This window comes from Mycobacterium sp. ZZG, from assembly GCF_054786995.1.
In genome coordinates, this window is sequence record NZ_JBTBFV010000003.1 from 32,190 (window position 1) to 46,610 (window position 14,421).

The 14,421-nt window shown below is 69.4% G+C and carries 15 protein-coding genes; 4 read left to right on the plus strand and 11 right to left on the minus strand.

Annotation, left to right across the window (positions count from 1 at the left end; translation table 11 throughout):
* From ACXMYJ_RS02820 to map, 3 genes are all read right to left on the minus strand, one after another.
* Positions 1–564, minus strand: a complete 564-nt coding sequence (locus ACXMYJ_RS02820; RefSeq protein ID WP_260751543.1) for an alpha/beta fold hydrolase — start codon at positions 562–564, stop codon at positions 1–3.
* A gap of 73 nt (positions 565–637) precedes the next feature.
* On the minus strand, positions 638–1,294 hold the full coding sequence (locus ACXMYJ_RS02825; protein ID WP_260751542.1) for a hypothetical protein: 657 nt from the start codon (positions 1,292–1,294) through the stop codon (positions 638–640).
* Positions 1,295–1,315: 21 nt separating this feature from the next.
* A complete protein-coding gene (gene map / locus ACXMYJ_RS02830) occupies positions 1,316–2,173 on the minus strand; it encodes a type I methionyl aminopeptidase (RefSeq protein ID WP_260751540.1) in 858 nt (285 codons plus the stop codon).
* A 22-nt stretch (positions 2,174–2,195) separates the two neighbouring features.
* Here map and ACXMYJ_RS02835 point away from each other — a divergent pair, with 22 nt between their 5' ends.
* Positions 2,196–2,582 (plus strand): PaaI family thioesterase, encoded by a 387-nt coding sequence (locus ACXMYJ_RS02835; RefSeq protein ID WP_260751539.1) that lies wholly within the window; start codon positions 2,196–2,198, stop codon positions 2,580–2,582.
* Between the two features lie 16 nt (positions 2,583–2,598).
* Here ACXMYJ_RS02835 and ACXMYJ_RS02840 read toward each other — a convergent pair whose 3' ends face one another.
* From ACXMYJ_RS02840 to dxr, 7 genes are all read right to left on the minus strand, one after another.
* Positions 2,599–3,228: a DUF1707 SHOCT-like domain-containing protein gene (locus ACXMYJ_RS02840; RefSeq protein ID WP_260751538.1), complete on the minus strand. Its 630-nt coding sequence runs from the start codon at positions 3,226–3,228 to the stop codon at positions 2,599–2,601.
* 28 nt (positions 3,229–3,256) lie between these two features.
* Positions 3,257–5,071, minus strand: a complete 1,815-nt coding sequence (locus tag ACXMYJ_RS02845) for a penicillin-binding transpeptidase domain-containing protein (RefSeq protein ID WP_260751537.1) — start codon at positions 5,069–5,071, stop codon at positions 3,257–3,259.
* Positions 5,072–5,198: 127 nt separating this feature from the next.
* Positions 5,199–5,852 (minus strand): GNAT family N-acetyltransferase, encoded by a 654-nt coding sequence (locus ACXMYJ_RS02850; RefSeq protein ID WP_460354068.1) that lies wholly within the window; start codon positions 5,850–5,852, stop codon positions 5,199–5,201.
* Between the two features lie 158 nt (positions 5,853–6,010).
* Positions 6,011–6,874, minus strand: coding sequence for a GNAT family N-acetyltransferase (locus tag ACXMYJ_RS02855; RefSeq protein ID WP_260751536.1), 864 nt, complete (start codon positions 6,872–6,874; stop codon positions 6,011–6,013).
* A 55-nt stretch (positions 6,875–6,929) separates the two neighbouring features.
* A complete protein-coding gene (gene ispG / locus ACXMYJ_RS02860; RefSeq protein ID WP_260751534.1) occupies positions 6,930–8,108 on the minus strand; it encodes a flavodoxin-dependent (E)-4-hydroxy-3-methylbut-2-enyl-diphosphate synthase in 1,179 nt (392 codons plus the stop codon).
* 28 nt (positions 8,109–8,136) lie between these two features.
* The gene (locus ACXMYJ_RS02865) at positions 8,137–9,375 is read right to left on the minus strand and encodes a M50 family metallopeptidase (protein ID WP_460353840.1); all 1,239 of its coding nucleotides are present in this window, start codon (positions 9,373–9,375) and stop codon (positions 8,137–8,139) included.
* A gap of 16 nt (positions 9,376–9,391) precedes the next feature.
* Positions 9,392–10,561 carry a 1-deoxy-D-xylulose-5-phosphate reductoisomerase gene (gene dxr, locus ACXMYJ_RS02870; protein ID WP_260751532.1) on the minus strand — a complete coding sequence of 390 codons (1,170 nt, stop codon included), beginning with the start codon at positions 10,559–10,561 and terminating at the stop codon, positions 9,392–9,394.
* Positions 10,562–10,720: 159 nt separating this feature from the next.
* Here dxr and ACXMYJ_RS02875 point away from each other — a divergent pair, with 159 nt between their 5' ends.
* Both ACXMYJ_RS02875 and ACXMYJ_RS02880 read left to right on the plus strand, forming a co-directional pair.
* Positions 10,721–11,404 (plus strand): fasciclin domain-containing protein, encoded by a 684-nt coding sequence (locus ACXMYJ_RS02875; protein WP_460353843.1) that lies wholly within the window; start codon positions 10,721–10,723, stop codon positions 11,402–11,404.
* A 38-nt stretch (positions 11,405–11,442) separates the two neighbouring features.
* Positions 11,443–12,027 (plus strand): fasciclin domain-containing protein, encoded by a 585-nt coding sequence (locus tag ACXMYJ_RS02880; protein ID WP_313901308.1) that lies wholly within the window; start codon positions 11,443–11,445, stop codon positions 12,025–12,027.
* Between the two features lie 97 nt (positions 12,028–12,124).
* On the opposite strand, the gene ACXMYJ_RS02885 is transcribed toward ACXMYJ_RS02880, so the two are convergent.
* Positions 12,125–13,000, minus strand: coding sequence for a TIGR03619 family F420-dependent LLM class oxidoreductase (locus ACXMYJ_RS02885; RefSeq protein ID WP_460353846.1), 876 nt, complete (start codon positions 12,998–13,000; stop codon positions 12,125–12,127).
* Positions 13,001–13,070: 70 nt separating this feature from the next.
* On the opposite strand from ACXMYJ_RS02885, the gene ACXMYJ_RS02890 reads away from it, so the two are divergent.
* Complete coding sequence (locus ACXMYJ_RS02890; RefSeq protein ID WP_260751528.1) at positions 13,071–14,414, plus strand: cryptochrome/photolyase family protein; 1,344 nt, start codon at positions 13,071–13,073, stop codon at positions 14,412–14,414.
* The last annotated feature ends 7 nt before the right edge of the window (positions 14,415–14,421 follow it).

Below are 14,421 nucleotides of genomic sequence, written 5' to 3' on the forward strand. Positions count from 1 at the left end.
CTACCAGGTGCTGGTGCGCATCACGATCTCGGCGGCCAACTGAGCGGTCGAATCGGCGGCGTTGCGCCGTCCGAGCAGATCGACGATGCGGTACTCGCCGTACACATAGCGCTGGCTGGCTTTGGCGACCGCTCGGGCGGCGCTGGTACTGACCAGTGCGGTGGTGTTCAGCTCCACCGGCGGACAGTGTTCGTCACGCACCACACCGTTGAGATCCGCGACCCGCGGGTGTCCCCGGTCGATGACGACCAGCCCGATGAACCGGTCCAGCCGGGTGGCGGCCAGCTCCCAGGCCAGCTCGCCGCCGAGCTTGTCGCCCACCAGCAGTGCCCACCGCACCTCGAGCGTGTCCAGGATGCTGATGACGGCCTTGGCGGTCAGGCGCGGGTCCGGGCCGATCACCACGGTTCTCAGCGAGGCGGTGTGCAGCCGCTGGCACACTCCCGCGTACGCGGCGGGTGACTGCTGGGCTGCACCGAGCAGCACCACCACCGACCCTCGCTCGGGACCGGTGACCTGGACGGGCACCGAGAAGCCGTCGACAGTCACCATGGGAGAGGGCATTGCGCCACGCTACAGTGCAGAGCCGAGTCGGCGCGGCGGTTTTCACGCTGTTGACCTGAGCCTGCGCCGGGCGTCAAACCGCTTGTGCGCGTTGGGCCTGCTTCCCGGTGACCTCCAGAAAGATCTGTGGGAGCGTGCCTTTGACGGCGATCGACGCGTCGTCGGTCGGGAACGCGATGCCGAAGACCGCCATCTGACCGACGTTCTCGAATGCGAAGTACACGCTGTTGTCGGCGCCGCGCAGGCGCATCGTCTGCTGATAGACCAGGGCGTCGCGACGCGGACTGGGCAGCGCCGTAGTAGTCATGGGGATGCCGGGGTCGCCCGGCTCGAAGAAGGTCTCGTACTCGGCGCACCGCCGCGCGGTGTCGGCGAGCCGCTCCAGATCCAGCCGCCAGGTCAGCAGCGTGATCACCATGCGGGCGCCGTCGTAGGCCGCCACATACTCCGCGGCGCTGCCCGGCCCCCATTCCGCGGTCACGGCGATGTCGCGGGTCAGCGCGTCGGCGCATCCTTCGGGGCGGGACAGCATGGCCGGGGGCCGTTCGACGTTGTCCCCGCGCGGTTCGTTGACGACGCGCTCGTAGCGCACCCCGGGAGGGAAGTCGGCCTCGGTGAGCACCGCACGCTCCAGCTTGGCGCCGGGCCAGGTTGCGGTGCCGGTGACGGCGTGACCGCACCCGGCGAGCAGGCAGCAGACCGCCACCGCGACGAGCCCGCGCCTGCCCATGGCGCCAGGCTACCGAGAACCTCAGAGTTGGGTGAGAATCTCTGCCCCGCTGTCGGTGACCACCAGCGTGTGCTCGAACTGGGCCGTCCACTTCTTGTCTTTGGTGGCCACCGTCCAGTCGTCGTCCCAGATCTCGTAGTCCAGGCTGCCCAGGTTGATCATCGGTTCGATGGTGAAGGTCATCCCCGGCTCGAGCACCGTCTCCACCGCGGGCTGGTCATAGTGCAACACCACCAGACCGTTGTGGAAGGTGGTGCCGATCCCGTGTCCGGTGAAGTCGCGAACCACGTTGTAGCCGAAGCGGTTTGCGTAGGACTCGATGACGCGGCCGACGATCGACAGGGCGCGGCCGGGTTTGACGGCCTTGATCGCGCGCATGGTGGCCTCGTGCGTGCGTTCGACGAGCAGCCGGTGCTCCTCGCTGACGTTGCCGGCCAGGAAGGTGGCGTTGGTGTCGCCGTGCACGCCGTCGATGTAGGCCGTGACGTCGATGTTGACGATGTCACCGTCCTCGATGACGGTCGAGTCGGGGATGCCGTGGCAGATGATCTCATTCAGCGACGTGCAGCAGGATTTCGGAAAACCCTTGTAGCCCAGCGTGGACGGGTACGCGCCGTGATCGACCATGTACTCGTGGGCGATCCGGTCGAGGTGATCGGTGGTCACCCCGGGCGCCACCGCCTTGCCGGCCTCGGCGAGCGCGCCCGCCGCGATCCGGCCGGCCACCCGCATCTTCTCGATCACTTCCGGGGTCTGCACCCACGGCTCGTGGCCCTCGGCCGCGGTCGGCTTACCGACATACTCCGGGCGCGGAATCGACTTGGGCACCGGCAGCACGGGCGAGACCGTGCCGGGCCGGAGGGCGGTCCTTACTGACATGTGGCAATGCTAGCGTTCCGCCATGCAGGTCACCCCGGGCCACTTGTTCGCCCAGATGGACTTTCGCGACGTCGAGGTCTCCGATGAGAGCGTGGTGATCGAACTGGACAACCGGCCCGATCTGACGAATCGGCGCGGCGCCCTGCAGGGAGGTCTGGTCGCGACGCTGATCGACATCGCCGCCGGCCGGTTGGCCGAACGCCACGTCGGGCCCGGCCAGGACGTGACCACCGCCGACATGACCATCCACTACCTGTCTCCGGTGTTGGAGGGTCCCGCCCGCGCCGAGGCGACCGTCGTCCGGGCCGGACGCCGCCTCTCGGTGATCGCCGTCGACGTCACGGACGTCTCCCGCGACCGGCTGGCCGCGCGCGGCACGGTCAGCTTCGCCGTCCTCGATCCGCGTTAGCGGAACGGGATCGACGTCAGTTCGTGCGCAGCGGTCCCACACGCCACGACTTGCGCGGTCCGCGGATGTCGACCGATCCGCACACCACCTTGCCGGTGAGAATCACGTGCGGGTTACCTTCGGCCGGAGCGTCCCTGCGGTGGTCACGGGCACTGCCGACGTTGACCTCGACGTCGTCGATGGATGCGCTGGCCCCGTCGGGAAGGCGCAGGTCCAGACCGCCGAACTTCAGGTCCAGCTCGATGACCACGATGGGGCCCGCGAACCGGGCCTTGGTCAGATCGAGATCGACCGAACCCATCCGCCGGTGCAGCGCGAGCCGCGACGGCACCACCCACTCGCCCTGACGTTTGAGCGAGCCGAGCACGCCGCGCAGCTCGATGCGGTCGGCTGCCGACGTCACGATCGCGCCCGGGCCAGGCAGGTCGCCGACAAGGGCGTCGAGTTCTGAACGCATCCGCGCCTGCGACACCGCCGCCGACCGTTCCTCGAATTCGCCGATGTCGATGAGGCCGAGGGCCACGGCGTTGTGCAGCCGGCGCAGGGTGCCGTTGCGGTCGACGTCGGAGATGCGCATTTCGACGGCGTCGGCCGCGCGGGATCCCGAGTTGTCCGGGCGGCGTCGGCCGTGGTTGATGTCCGTCATGACGGTGTCCACGGTACCGCCGTGGGCGTCAGGCCAGATAGTCCGGCGGCAGGGCGTCGAGCATGCCCTTGAGCATCCGCACCGCGTACTCCGAACTGCCGCCGCCGACGATGAGCGCCGAGAACGCCATGTCTCCGCGGTATCCGGTGAACCACGAGTGCGATCCGCCGGCGAACTCGGCCTCGCCGGTCTTACCGCGCACGTCGCCGGCGCCCTGTAGGTCCTTGGCGGTGCCGTTGGTCACGACCAGGCGCATCATCGGGCGCAGACCGTCCACCACCTCGGCCGGGATCGGCTGCTGGTCGCCGGTGACCTGGGTGTCGCGCCCCTCGATCAGGCGCGGCACCGGAGTGCGGCCGGCTGCGACCGTGGCCGCGGCCAGCGCCATCCCGAACGGACTGGCCAGCACCTTGCCCTGACCGAAGCCGTCCTCGGTGCGTTCGGTGAGGTTCACCGTCGGAGGCACCGACCCGCTGACGGTGCTCAACCCGGGGATGTCGTAGTCGGCGCCGATACCGTACTGCGAGGCGGCCTGAGTGAGCCCCCGCGGCGGCATCCGGCTGGCCAGTTCGGCGAAGGTGGTGTTGCACGAGCTGGCGAACGCCCGGGACATCGGCACGGTGCCGAGGTCGAAACCGCCGTAGTTGGGCACGGTGCGGTGACCGATGTCCATACGCCCGGGGCAGCCCAACAGGGTGTTCGGCGTGGCCATCTGGCGTTCGATCGCCGCGCCCGCGGTCACGATCTTGAACGTCGACCCTGGCGGGAACAGGCCCATGGTCGCCAGCGGTCCCTCCCGATCGGCGGCGGTGTTCTGCGCCACCGCGAGGATTTCCCCGGTCGAGGGTTTGATCACGACGATCATGGCCTGCTTGTCGGTGACGTCGACGGCGTTCTGCGCCGCGGTCTGCACCGCACGGTCCAGGCTGATGCTCACCGACGGCGCCGGCTGGCCGGGCACCTCGTTGAGTACATCGACATCGACGCCGTTCTGGTTCACCGTGACGACGCGCCAGCCGGGGTCTCCGTCGAGATCCTCGGCGACCGTCTTCTTGATCTCGTTGACCACCGCGGGCGCGAATGTCGGGTCGGTGGGCACCATCTCCGGCTGCGGAGTGATCACCACCCCGGGCACCGACGCGAGGGCACCGGCCACCGCATCGTGGTCGGCCTGATTCAGCGTCAGCAGGCTCAGCGCGCCCTTCTTCGAGCTGGCCAGCTCGGCGAGGCGCTGCGCGTCGAGGGTGTTGTCGAACCGGTGCAGCGCGCCGACGATCTTGTGTGCGGTGGGCATCAGGTCGGCGCCGGCGGCCTCGGCGTCGAGCGCGAAGTGATACCGGTAGCCGGGCACCAGCACGTTGGTTCCCGTGCGCTCGTGCACCGAGGCCCGCGGCGGGGCGTCGGCACGCAGCGCGAACGTCTGGTTCTCCCCCAGCCTCGGGTGCAGTCCGGTGGCGCCCCAGCGCACCTCCCACCGGCCTTCGTCACGCACCATGTTGAGTTGGCCGTCGTAGGTCCAGGTCCGGTTCTTGGGCAGGTGCCACGTGTAGCGGTAGGTCACGCTGCCGGTGTCCTCCGCGTATTTCGAACTGAGGATCTGTGCGTCCAGCCCGGTCGCCTGCAGCCCCGCCCAAGCCTCGTTGAGCGCCGCCCGCGCCTCCTCGGGCCGGTCGGCCAGCTGCGCGGCGGCGCCGGTGTCACCGGTGGCCAGCGCGGCGAAGAACTCCTCGGCGGTTGGTTCGGGCCCGTTGGGCCGTGGCGTACACGCCCCGAGCGCCATCACCACCGCAGCCACGGTCGCGAGTCCGGTCATGCGCGTTGCAGATGTGAACAGTGATGCCATTGAGGCAAATGTTAAGAAGAAACGATCCGATTTCGGTGCAGGCGCGCGGCCCCTCCGCGCCGAAATTGCATTCCACGCGCGTCAAGTTGCGATATGCGCGCGCGGAACGCAATTTCGGCGGACGGGCTCACCCGCCGGCGGCGGGTGCGCGGACCACCAGCGGCACAGCCGGGAAGTAGGCGGCCATCTCCGAGCGCGACGCGCGCAGCGCCGCGGTGCCGTATCCCTGCTTGCGGTGAGCGGGGTGGATCCAGACCCGCACGCCGACCTCGCCCTCGGCCAGGTCGCCGAACACCATGCCGACCTTCGTCGATCCGACCTCGGCGACCAGCCAGGCAGACTCCTCGGCGGCCACCCGGGCCGCCGCCGCGGCGATCTCATCGCCGAGATCACCTGCGGGCGCGGCGGTTCCGTCCCCGGCCGAGCGCATGTCGTCGGTGCGCGCGGCGAAGATGTCGCGGTCCCGTTCAGGAGCGAACGGCCGCAGCATCAGCCGGCGCGCCGACCCGGCGGTCTGCTCGGGCGGGCGGTAGTCCTGCTCCTGACTGTTGAGGTCCTCCAGCTCGGCGGCGATCCGGCGCCGCGAGACCTTGGTGAGCCGGTCGAACGACAACCGCAGCACGGCCTCGGCAGCCTCGCCCGAGGTGTCGAGCAGATCGGCCAGCGCCTCGATCGCCGCGTCGTAGTCGTCGGAGGCGACGACCGCGTCGAGCACCTCGTGCCGGCGTTCCAGCGCCTGGACGAGCGCGGTCGCCATCTCGCGGCTCGCCGCGGTCGCCATCTCGCGGCTCGCCGCGGTCGCCATCTCGCGGCTCGCCGCGGTGGCCATCTCGCGGCTCGCCGCGGTGGCCATCTCGCGGCTCGCCGCGGTGGCCATCTCGCGGCTCGCCGCGGTCGCGTCAGGCTCGGTCATAGAGGAAGCGTAGGCGCAGTTTCAGATCAGTCGAGCAGCACTGTCGCGAACGACGCGATCTCGGTGAAGCCGATACGGGCGTAGGTCGCCCTCGCCACGGTGTTGAAGCTGTTCACGTACAGGCTGGCGATACGGCCGCCGCCGACGATCGCGGCGGCGACCGTCGCGGTGCCGGCGGTGCCGATCCCCCGGCCGCGCTGGTCGGGGTGCACCCACACGCCCTGGATCTGCCCGACCGCCGGGGACTGCGAGCCGACCTCAGCCTTGAAGACCACCTCACCGCGGTCGAACCGGGCCCAGGCCCGCCCGGCGGCGATCAGTCCGGCGACCCGGCGGCGGTAGCCGCGGCCACCATCACCGACTCGGGGATCGATGCCGACCTCACCGATGAACATGTCAATCGCGGCGACGAGATAGGCGTCGATCTCCTCCATGCGCACCTGGCGCACGGCGGGATCGATGGCGCACAACGGCGCCGCGCTCAGCGCCATCAACGGCTGATGCGCCCGCACGTCGCGGGCCGGGCCCCAGACGGGTTCGAGGCGCTGCCACATCGGAAGCACCAACTCGGCGCGGCCGACCAGGGACGAACAGCGGCGGGCGCTGCTCATCGCCTTGTCCGCGAACGCATTCAGGTCGCCGGGGGCCCCACGCAGCGGAATGAGGTTGGCGCCGGCGAAGCACAGCGACTCGCTGGCGCGCCTGCGGGTCCACAGTTCCCCGCCGATCGCCGACGGTTCGATGCCGTGCTCGGCCACCCGCGAGGCGACCATGCAGGCGGCCACCGGGTCCTCGTCGAGAACCTGCCGGACGGCCACCATGTCGCGGATGTCGCGCACCACCGACACCCTTCGCTCATCTACGAGGCGAAATAGCGGAGGAGCCGACATCTGGACTCTTTCTGAGCTGACCCTGAGCCAATGGCCCCACGCGTGGGGCCGTCTCTCAGCTTACGGTCACAATAGGCGAACCGGTGGCACCTTCAGAACCCTGTGCGTCGCCCATCTCCGCACCCATCTCGCCGGCAAGGCGCAGCGCCTCCTCGATCAACGTCTCGACGATCTGCGCCTCCGGGACGGTCTTGATGACCTCACCCTTGACGAAGATCTGCCCCTTGCCGTTGCCGGACGCCACCCCGAGGTCGGCCTCGCGCGCCTCGCCGGGTCCGTTGACGACGCAGCCCATGACCGCCACGCGCAGCGGCACGTCCATGCCCTCCAGGCCGGCCGTGACCTCGTTGGCCAGCGTGTACACGTCCACCTGCGCGCGTCCGCACGACGGGCACGACACGATCTCCAGGCCGCGCGGCCGCAGGTTCAGCGACTCCAGAATCTGGTTGCCCACCTTGACCTCTTCGGCCGGCGGCGCCGACAGCGACACCCGGATGGTGTCGCCGATGCCCTTGGACAGCAGCGCGCCGAACGCGACGGCGGACTTGATGGTGCCCTGGAATGCCGGCCCGGCTTCGGTGACGCCGAGATGCAGCGGATAGTCGCACTGCGCGGCGAGCTGCTCGTAGGCGGCGACCATGACGACGGGGTCGTTGTGCTTGACGCTGATCTTGATGTCGCCGAAGCCGTGTTCCTCGAACAGCGAGGCCTCCCACAGCGCCGACTCGACCAACGCTTCCGGGGTCGCCTTGCCGTACTTCTGTAGGAAGCGCTTGTCCAGCGATCCGGCGTTGACGCCGATGCGGATCGGGATGCCCGCGTCGGCCGCCGCCTTGGCGACCTCGGCGACCCGGCCGTCGAACTCCTTGATGTTGCCCGGATTCACCCGCACCGCAGCGCATCCGGCGTCGATCGCGGCGAAGATGTACTTCGGCTGGAAGTGGATGTCGGCGATCACCGGGATCTTCGACTTCTTCGCGATGACCGGCAGCGCGTCGGCGTCCTCCTGGCGCGGGCAGGCCACCCGCACGATGTCGCAGCCCGACGCCGTCAGCTCGGCGATCTGCTGCAGCGTGGCGTTGATGTCGTGGGTCTTGGTGGTGCACATCGACTGCACCGAGATCGGGTGGTCACTGCCGACGCCGACGTCACGCACCATCAGCTGGCGGGTCTTGCGGCGGGGAGCCAGTACCGGCGCCGGCGCCGCCGGCATCCCCAGACCGATTGAGGTCATTGTTCGAGTCTCCTACTGGAACCTGCGTTCATTGGAACAGCGTGATCGGGTTGATTACGTCGGCGGTCACGGTGAGCAGCGTGAAGCCCAGCATCGCGATGATCACCACGTACGTCAGGGGCATCAGCTTGAGATAGTTGACGGGAGCCGCGGCGACTTTGCCTCGCGTCTGGCGGACCATGTTGCGGACCTTCTCGTAGAGCGCGATCGAGATGTGCCCGCCGTCCAGCGGCAGGAGCGGGATCAGGTTGACCGCGCCCAGCACGAAGTTCAGCTGTGCGAGAAAGAACCAGAACGCCACCCAGATGCCGTGCTCGACGGTCTCGCCGCCGATCCGGGACGCGCCGACCACGCTGATCGGCGTCTCGGGGTCGCGCTCGCCGCCGGTGATCGAGTGCACGAGCGCCCCGATCTTGGTCGGGATCTTCACGATCGCCTTGCCGAGTTCCACGGCGAGGTCCTTGGTAAACACCAGCGTCCCGGGGACCGCGGTGAGCGGGTTGTACTGCGTCGGCCCGAACTGCGCGGCCGTGACGCCGATGCTCCCGACGTCGACTGGCACGGCGGGACCCTCGTTCCCGCCGACGACGTAGCGCTGGCTCGGGGTGACGTCGACGGTGGTGGTGAACTCGCGCGTCTGACCGTTCTCGTCCCTTTGCACGGTCAGCGCGGTGGGGCCGTTCTCCTTACGCACCGCCTCGACGAGGGCGTCGAACGTGGCGACCTCGGTGTCGCCGACCTTGACGATGACGTCGCCGGCCTGGATGCCGGCGGCGGCCGCCGGGCTGTTGGCGATGCAGTCACCCAACTGGCCCTGCGCCACCTCGGATTTGATGCATGACGTCTCCCCGACCACCCCGGTGGTGGGGGCCTTGATGTTGGGCAGACCCCAGATGATCGCGATCGCGTAGATCAGCACCAGCCCGATGACGAAGTTCATCGCCGGCCCGGCGAACAGCACCGCGACGCGCTTCCAGGTCTTCTGCTTGTACATCGCGTACGGCCGGTCCTCGGGGTCGAGTTCCTCGACCGCGGTCATGCCGGCGATGTCGCAGAATCCGCCGAGCGGCACCGCCTTGACGCCGTACTCGGTCTCGCCCAGCTTGTTGGGCCGCCGGGTCGACCACAGCGTCGGGCCGAAGCCGACGAAGTAGCGGCGCACCTTCATGCCTGTGGCGCGCGCCACCCACATATGGCCGCATTCGTGCAACGCCACCGACACCAGAATGGCGATCGCGAACAGCGTCACGCCGAGCACGTACATCATCGGGCGGGGAGTCCTATCATCTGCGACCTGCGGGTTCCTGCTCGACCGCCTGTCGGGCCCGATCACGGGCCCAGTCCTGGGCGTCGAGTACGTCATCCACGGTAGCTGGTTCGGCCGCCCATCGGTCGGCAGCGCGCAGCACATGGTCGACGGTGCGCACGATGGCCGGGAACCGGATCCGTCCGGCGAGGAACGCCGCCGCCGCCTCCTCGTTGGCGGCGTTGTAGACCGCGGTCAGGCAGCCGCCACCCCGGCCGGCCTCGCGGGCCAGCGCCACCGCCGGGAACACGTCGTCGTCGAGCGGTTCGAAATCCCAGCGCGAGGCCGTGGTGAAATCGCAGGCCGCCGCGGCGCCGGGGACGCGTGACGGCCACCCCAGTGCGAGCGCGATCGGCAGCTTCATGTCAGGCGGGCTGGCCTGCGCGAGGGTGGACCCGTCGGTGAACGTGACCATCGAGTGCACGATCGACTGCGGATGCACCACCACCTCAATGCGGTCGTAGTCGATCCCGAACAGCAGGTGCGTCTCGATCAGTTCGAGCCCCTTGTTCACCAGCGAGGCCGAGTTCAGGGTGTTCATCGGGCCCATCGACCAGGTGGGGTGCGCAGCGGCCTGCTCGGGGGTGACGTCCTCGAGTCGCTCCGCGGTCCAGCCGCGGAACGGCCCCCCGGACGCGGTGAGCACCAGCTTCGCGACCTCGTCGCCGCTGCCGCCGCGCAGGCACTGCGCCAGCGCGGAGTGTTCCGAGTCGACCGGCACGATCTGGCCCGGGGCGGCCGCCTTCTGCACCAGCGGACCGCCCGCGATCAAAGACTCCTTGTTGGCCAGCGCCAGCCGCGCGCCGGTGGCCAGGGCGGCCAGCGTGGGTTTCAGGCCCAGCGCCCCGACCAGCGCGTTGAGCACCACGTCGGCCTCGGTGTTCTCGACGAGACGGGTGGCGGCGTCGGGACCCGAGTACATGGTCCCGCCCAGCGCGGCCGCGGCGGCCTCGTCGGCGACGGCGATGTTGGTCACCCCGGTCTCGGCACGCTGCCGCGCCAGCAGGTCGGCATTGCCGCCGCCGGCCGCGAGCCCGACGACCTCGAAGCGGTCCGGGTTGGCGGCGATCACCTCGAGCGCCTGGGTACCGATGGAGCCTGTGCTGCCCAGGATCAGCACACGCCGTCGCGCTCCGCTTTCGCTCACCGACCCATTGTGCCGGTCGCGCGGCCCCGGTCTCCAAGTGTGACGCGAGTGTGACGTCGGCGCCTGGGACCCATCCGCAGGCACGGCAGCTGGGAATCACCCGTGTGCGAACTCCAGTGCGGGCAACGGAGCCCCGTACTTGACGAAAGGGATCAGGAAATGATGACAGCTCGTCGGAAGACCGCTGCTGTGGCAGGAATCGCTGCCGTGGCCCTCTTCGGTGCCGCTTGTTCGAGCGAGGAAGCCGAAAGCACCGCGACGTCGGCCAGCGTCACAGCCTCGTCGGCCATGGAGTCGGCGACCAACGGGATGACGACGTCGTCGGCGGCGCCGATGGCGGATCCCGCGGCCGACCTCATCGGTTCGGGTTGCGCGGCCTACGCCGAGCAGGTTCCGGACGGGCCCGGCTCCGTGGCCGGGATGGCGGCCGATCCGGTGACGGTGGCCGCGTCGAACAACCCGATGCTCACCACACTGACCCAGGCGCTGTCCGGTCAGCTCAACCCGAACGTCAACCTCGTCGACACGCTCAACGGCGGCGAGTTCACCGTGTTCGCCCCGACCGACGACGCGTTCGCCAAGATCGACCCCGCCACGATCGAGACGCTCAAGACCGACTCCGACCTGCTGACCAGCATCCTGACCTACCACGTGGTGCCAGGCCAGGCCGCGCCCGACCAGGTCGCCGGCGAGCACACCACGGTGCAGGGCGCACCCGTCACGGTCACCGGCGCAGGCAACGACCTCAAGGTCAACGAGGCCGGACTGGTGTGCGGCGGGGTCACGACTGCCAACGCCACCGTGTACATGATCGACACCGTCCTCATGCCGCCCGCTAACTGATCCACCAATCCATCACTGCAGGAAAGGAATTCACGATCATGACCGTCAAGTTGAAGTCTCTGGCCGGTGCGGGCATCGCGGTGGCAGCCGCCGTCGGGCTGTCCTTCGGAGCGGCCGCGACGGCCTCCGCGGCGCCGGTCGGGCCGGGGTGCGCGGGCTACGTGCAGCAGGTCCCGGACGGCCCCGGGTCGGTGCAGGGGATGGCGGCTTCGCCGGTGGCAACTGCGGCGTCGAACAACCCGTTGCTGACCACGCTGACCCAGGCCGTCTCCGGTCAGCTCAACCCGCATGTGAACCTCGTCGACACGCTCAACGGCGGCGAGTTCACCGTGTTCGCGCCGACCGACGACGCGTTCGCCAAGATCGACCCCGCCACGATCGAGACACTCAAGACCGACGCCGACCTGCTGACCAGCATCCTGACCTATCACGTGGTGCCGGGCCAGGCCGCCCCTGACCAGGTGGTCGGTGAGCACGTGACGGTGCAGGGCGCTCCGGTCACCGTGACCGGGTCCGTCGACGACCTGTTGGTCAACGACGCGTCGGTGGTGTGCGGCGGCGTGCAGACGGCCAACGCCACGGTGTACCTGATCGACACGGTGCTGATGCCGCCGGCAGCGTAGCCGGATCAGCACCACTGCAGAGGATCCCCCGCACGCAGTTCCCCCGGCCGGTGCGGGGGATCCTCCTGTCCACCGGAGTTGGGGCGGGAAGGTCTGGTCAGCGTCGCACCTTCGCGATCACGGTCTCGGCGAACCGCTCGATCGGCGCGCGGAACCGTTCCACGCCGCGGACGCCCCCGGTCTCGGCGCCCAGCCACGGCGCGACCATCACCGAGGTGATGCCGGCCTCCTCGGCGCGCAGATACAGATCGGGGGAGGCGGGCTCCATCAGGGCCAGCAGGATGTCGAACGGCTCGTCGGCCCGACCGTACTCTCGCCGCAGTTCGGTGAGTCGGCGCGCGTAGCCGACCGCGTCGTCCCACCGGTAGGCGTACCCGACCCAGCCGTCACACAGCCGGGCGGCGCGCCGCAGCGCGGCCTCGGACTCTCCCCCGGTCAGGATCGGCACCGGGCCCGGCGGGTGCGGTTCGATCATCATCTCGGGCACCCGGTAGTGCTCACCGCTCCAGGACACCCAGCCGCCCTGCCACAGCGCCCGAAGCGCCGGGATCATCTCGTCGAGCCGTCTGCCGCGGGTGCGGAAATCCTGGCCCATCAACGCGTACTCCTCGCGCATCCAGCCGATGCCTGCGGCCAGGCTCACCCGCCCGCCGGACAACACCGCCGCGGTGGCGACCTGTTTGGCCACCTCCAGCAGCGGCCGGGCCGGCGCGATGTACACGGCGTTGGAGAACCGCAACCGGGCGGTGACCGCAGCCATCGCCCCGGTCAGCACCCACGCGTGCGGCCATTCGGTCTCGGGCTGCCACGGCGGCGCCCCGCTCGCCGAATCGGGATAGACCGAGTTCAGCGCGCGCGGATAGATCATGTGGTCGGAAGTCACCATGCCGTCGTATCCGGCTTCGTCGAGCATCCGCGCCAGCGGCACGGCCTCGGTCGCCTTCAGGAATGCCGCACCCGACCAGAACTGCACAGTGCTTACCCTTTCGTCACTTTCGCCGGCTCCTGTTTCTCTAGCGGAGTTTGGGGGCAGCATCAACGACATGCCCGCCGTGTTGTGGTTGCGCCGCGATCTGCGGCTCTCCGACCTTCCGGCCCTGCTGGCCGCCGCCGACGTCGACGGCGCCGACACCGAGGTGCTGGCCTGCTATGTGCTCGACCCCCGGCTGAAGGCTTCGTCGGGTCCACGGCGGCTGCAATACCTGTACGACGCGCTGCGCGACGTACATGACCGGCTCGACGGGCGGCTGCTGGTGACCGAGGGCCATCCCGGGACCCGGATCCCCGCTCTCGCGAAAGCCATCGGGGCATCGTCGGTGCACGTGTCGCAGGACTTCACCCCGTTCGGCCGGCGTCGCGACGACCAGGTGCGCGACGCGCTCGGCGACATCGAGTTGGTGGCGACCGGCTCGCCCTACCTGGTCTCCCCCGGCCGCGTGACCAAGGGCGACGGCACCCCCTACAAGGTGTTCACGCCGTTCTTCGCGGCGTGGCGCAAGCACGGCTGGCGCCGCCCCGCCGAATCGGGGCCGAAGTCGGCGCACTGGATCCACCCGTCCGACGTGAAGGGCGCTCGCGCGGTGCAGATCCCCGACGCCGGGGTTGAGCTCGAGCTCCCCGCCGGCGAGACGGCGGCGCTGCGGGCGTGGCGACAGTTCGTCGCCGATGGGCTCACCGGCTACGCGGAGGACCGCAACCGTCCCGATCTTTCGGCCACCAGCCGCATGTCGGCGCATCTGAAATTCGGGGCGATTCATCCGCGGACGATGGCCGCCGATCTGGGCCGAGGCAACGGCGCGCAGGCCTATCTGCGCGAGCTGGCGTTCCGGGATTTCTACGCCTCGGTGGTGTGTGAATGGCCGGACAGCACGTGGTGGAACTGGAACCGGAGTTTCGACACGATCGAGGTCGACGACGGCCAGGATGCCGAGACATCCTTCGAGGCCTGGAAGAAGGGCAGGACCGGTTTCCCGATCGTCGACGCCGGTATGCGGCAGCTGGCCGAGGTCGGCTTCATGCACAACCGGGTGCGGATGATCGCGGCGTCGTTTCTGGTCAAGGATCTGCACCTGCCGTGGCAGTGGGGTGCCCGCTGGTTCCTCGAACAGCTCGTCGACGGCGACATGGCCAACAATCAGCACGGCTGGCAGTGGGCGGCCGGCTGCGGCACCGACGCCGCACCGTACTTCCGGGTGTTCAACCCGACGACCCAGGGCAAGAAGTTCGATCCGTCCGGTGACTACGTGCGGCGCTGGGTGCCCGAGCTGGCCGGTGTCGACGACGTGCACGACCTCGGGGCCGACCGGCCCGAGGACTATCCGGCACCGATCGTCGACCACGGGCGGGAACGCGCCGAGGCGCTGCGCCGGTACGGCGCCATCGGCTAAAGCCGGT

Coding starts and splice junctions, on each gene's coding strand:
- map (WP_260751540.1), bottom strand. CDS start 2,173: ATGTCAGTAAGGACCGCCCTCCGGCCCGGCACGGTCTCGCCCGTGCTG.
- ACXMYJ_RS02845 (WP_260751537.1), bottom strand. CDS start 5,071: ATGGCATCACTGTTCACATCTGCAACGCGCATGACCGGACTCGCGACC.
- ACXMYJ_RS02855 (WP_260751536.1), bottom strand. CDS start 6,874: ATGTCGGCTCCTCCGCTATTTCGCCTCGTAGATGAGCGAAGGGTGTCG.
- ACXMYJ_RS02825 (WP_260751542.1), bottom strand. CDS start 1,294: ATGGGCAGGCGCGGGCTCGTCGCGGTGGCGGTCTGCTGCCTGCTCGCC.
- ACXMYJ_RS02835 (WP_260751539.1), top strand. CDS start 2,196: ATGCAGGTCACCCCGGGCCACTTGTTCGCCCAGATGGACTTTCGCGAC.
- ACXMYJ_RS02880 (WP_313901308.1), top strand. CDS start 11,443: ATGACCGTCAAGTTGAAGTCTCTGGCCGGTGCGGGCATCGCGGTGGCA.
- ispG (WP_260751534.1), bottom strand. CDS start 8,108: ATGACCTCAATCGGTCTGGGGATGCCGGCGGCGCCGGCGCCGGTACTG.
- ACXMYJ_RS02890 (WP_260751528.1), top strand. CDS start 13,071: ATGCCCGCCGTGTTGTGGTTGCGCCGCGATCTGCGGCTCTCCGACCTT.
- ACXMYJ_RS02850 (WP_460354068.1), bottom strand. CDS start 5,852: ATGGCGACCGCGGCGAGCCGCGAGATGGCGACCGCGCTCGTCCAGGCG.
- ACXMYJ_RS02875 (WP_460353843.1), top strand. CDS start 10,721: ATGATGACAGCTCGTCGGAAGACCGCTGCTGTGGCAGGAATCGCTGCC.
- ACXMYJ_RS02865 (WP_460353840.1), bottom strand. CDS start 9,375: ATGATGTACGTGCTCGGCGTGACGCTGTTCGCGATCGCCATTCTGGTG.
- ACXMYJ_RS02820 (WP_260751543.1), bottom strand. CDS start 564: ATGCCCTCTCCCATGGTGACTGTCGACGGCTTCTCGGTGCCCGTCCAG.
- ACXMYJ_RS02840 (WP_260751538.1), bottom strand. CDS start 3,228: ATGACGGACATCAACCACGGCCGACGCCGCCCGGACAACTCGGGATCC.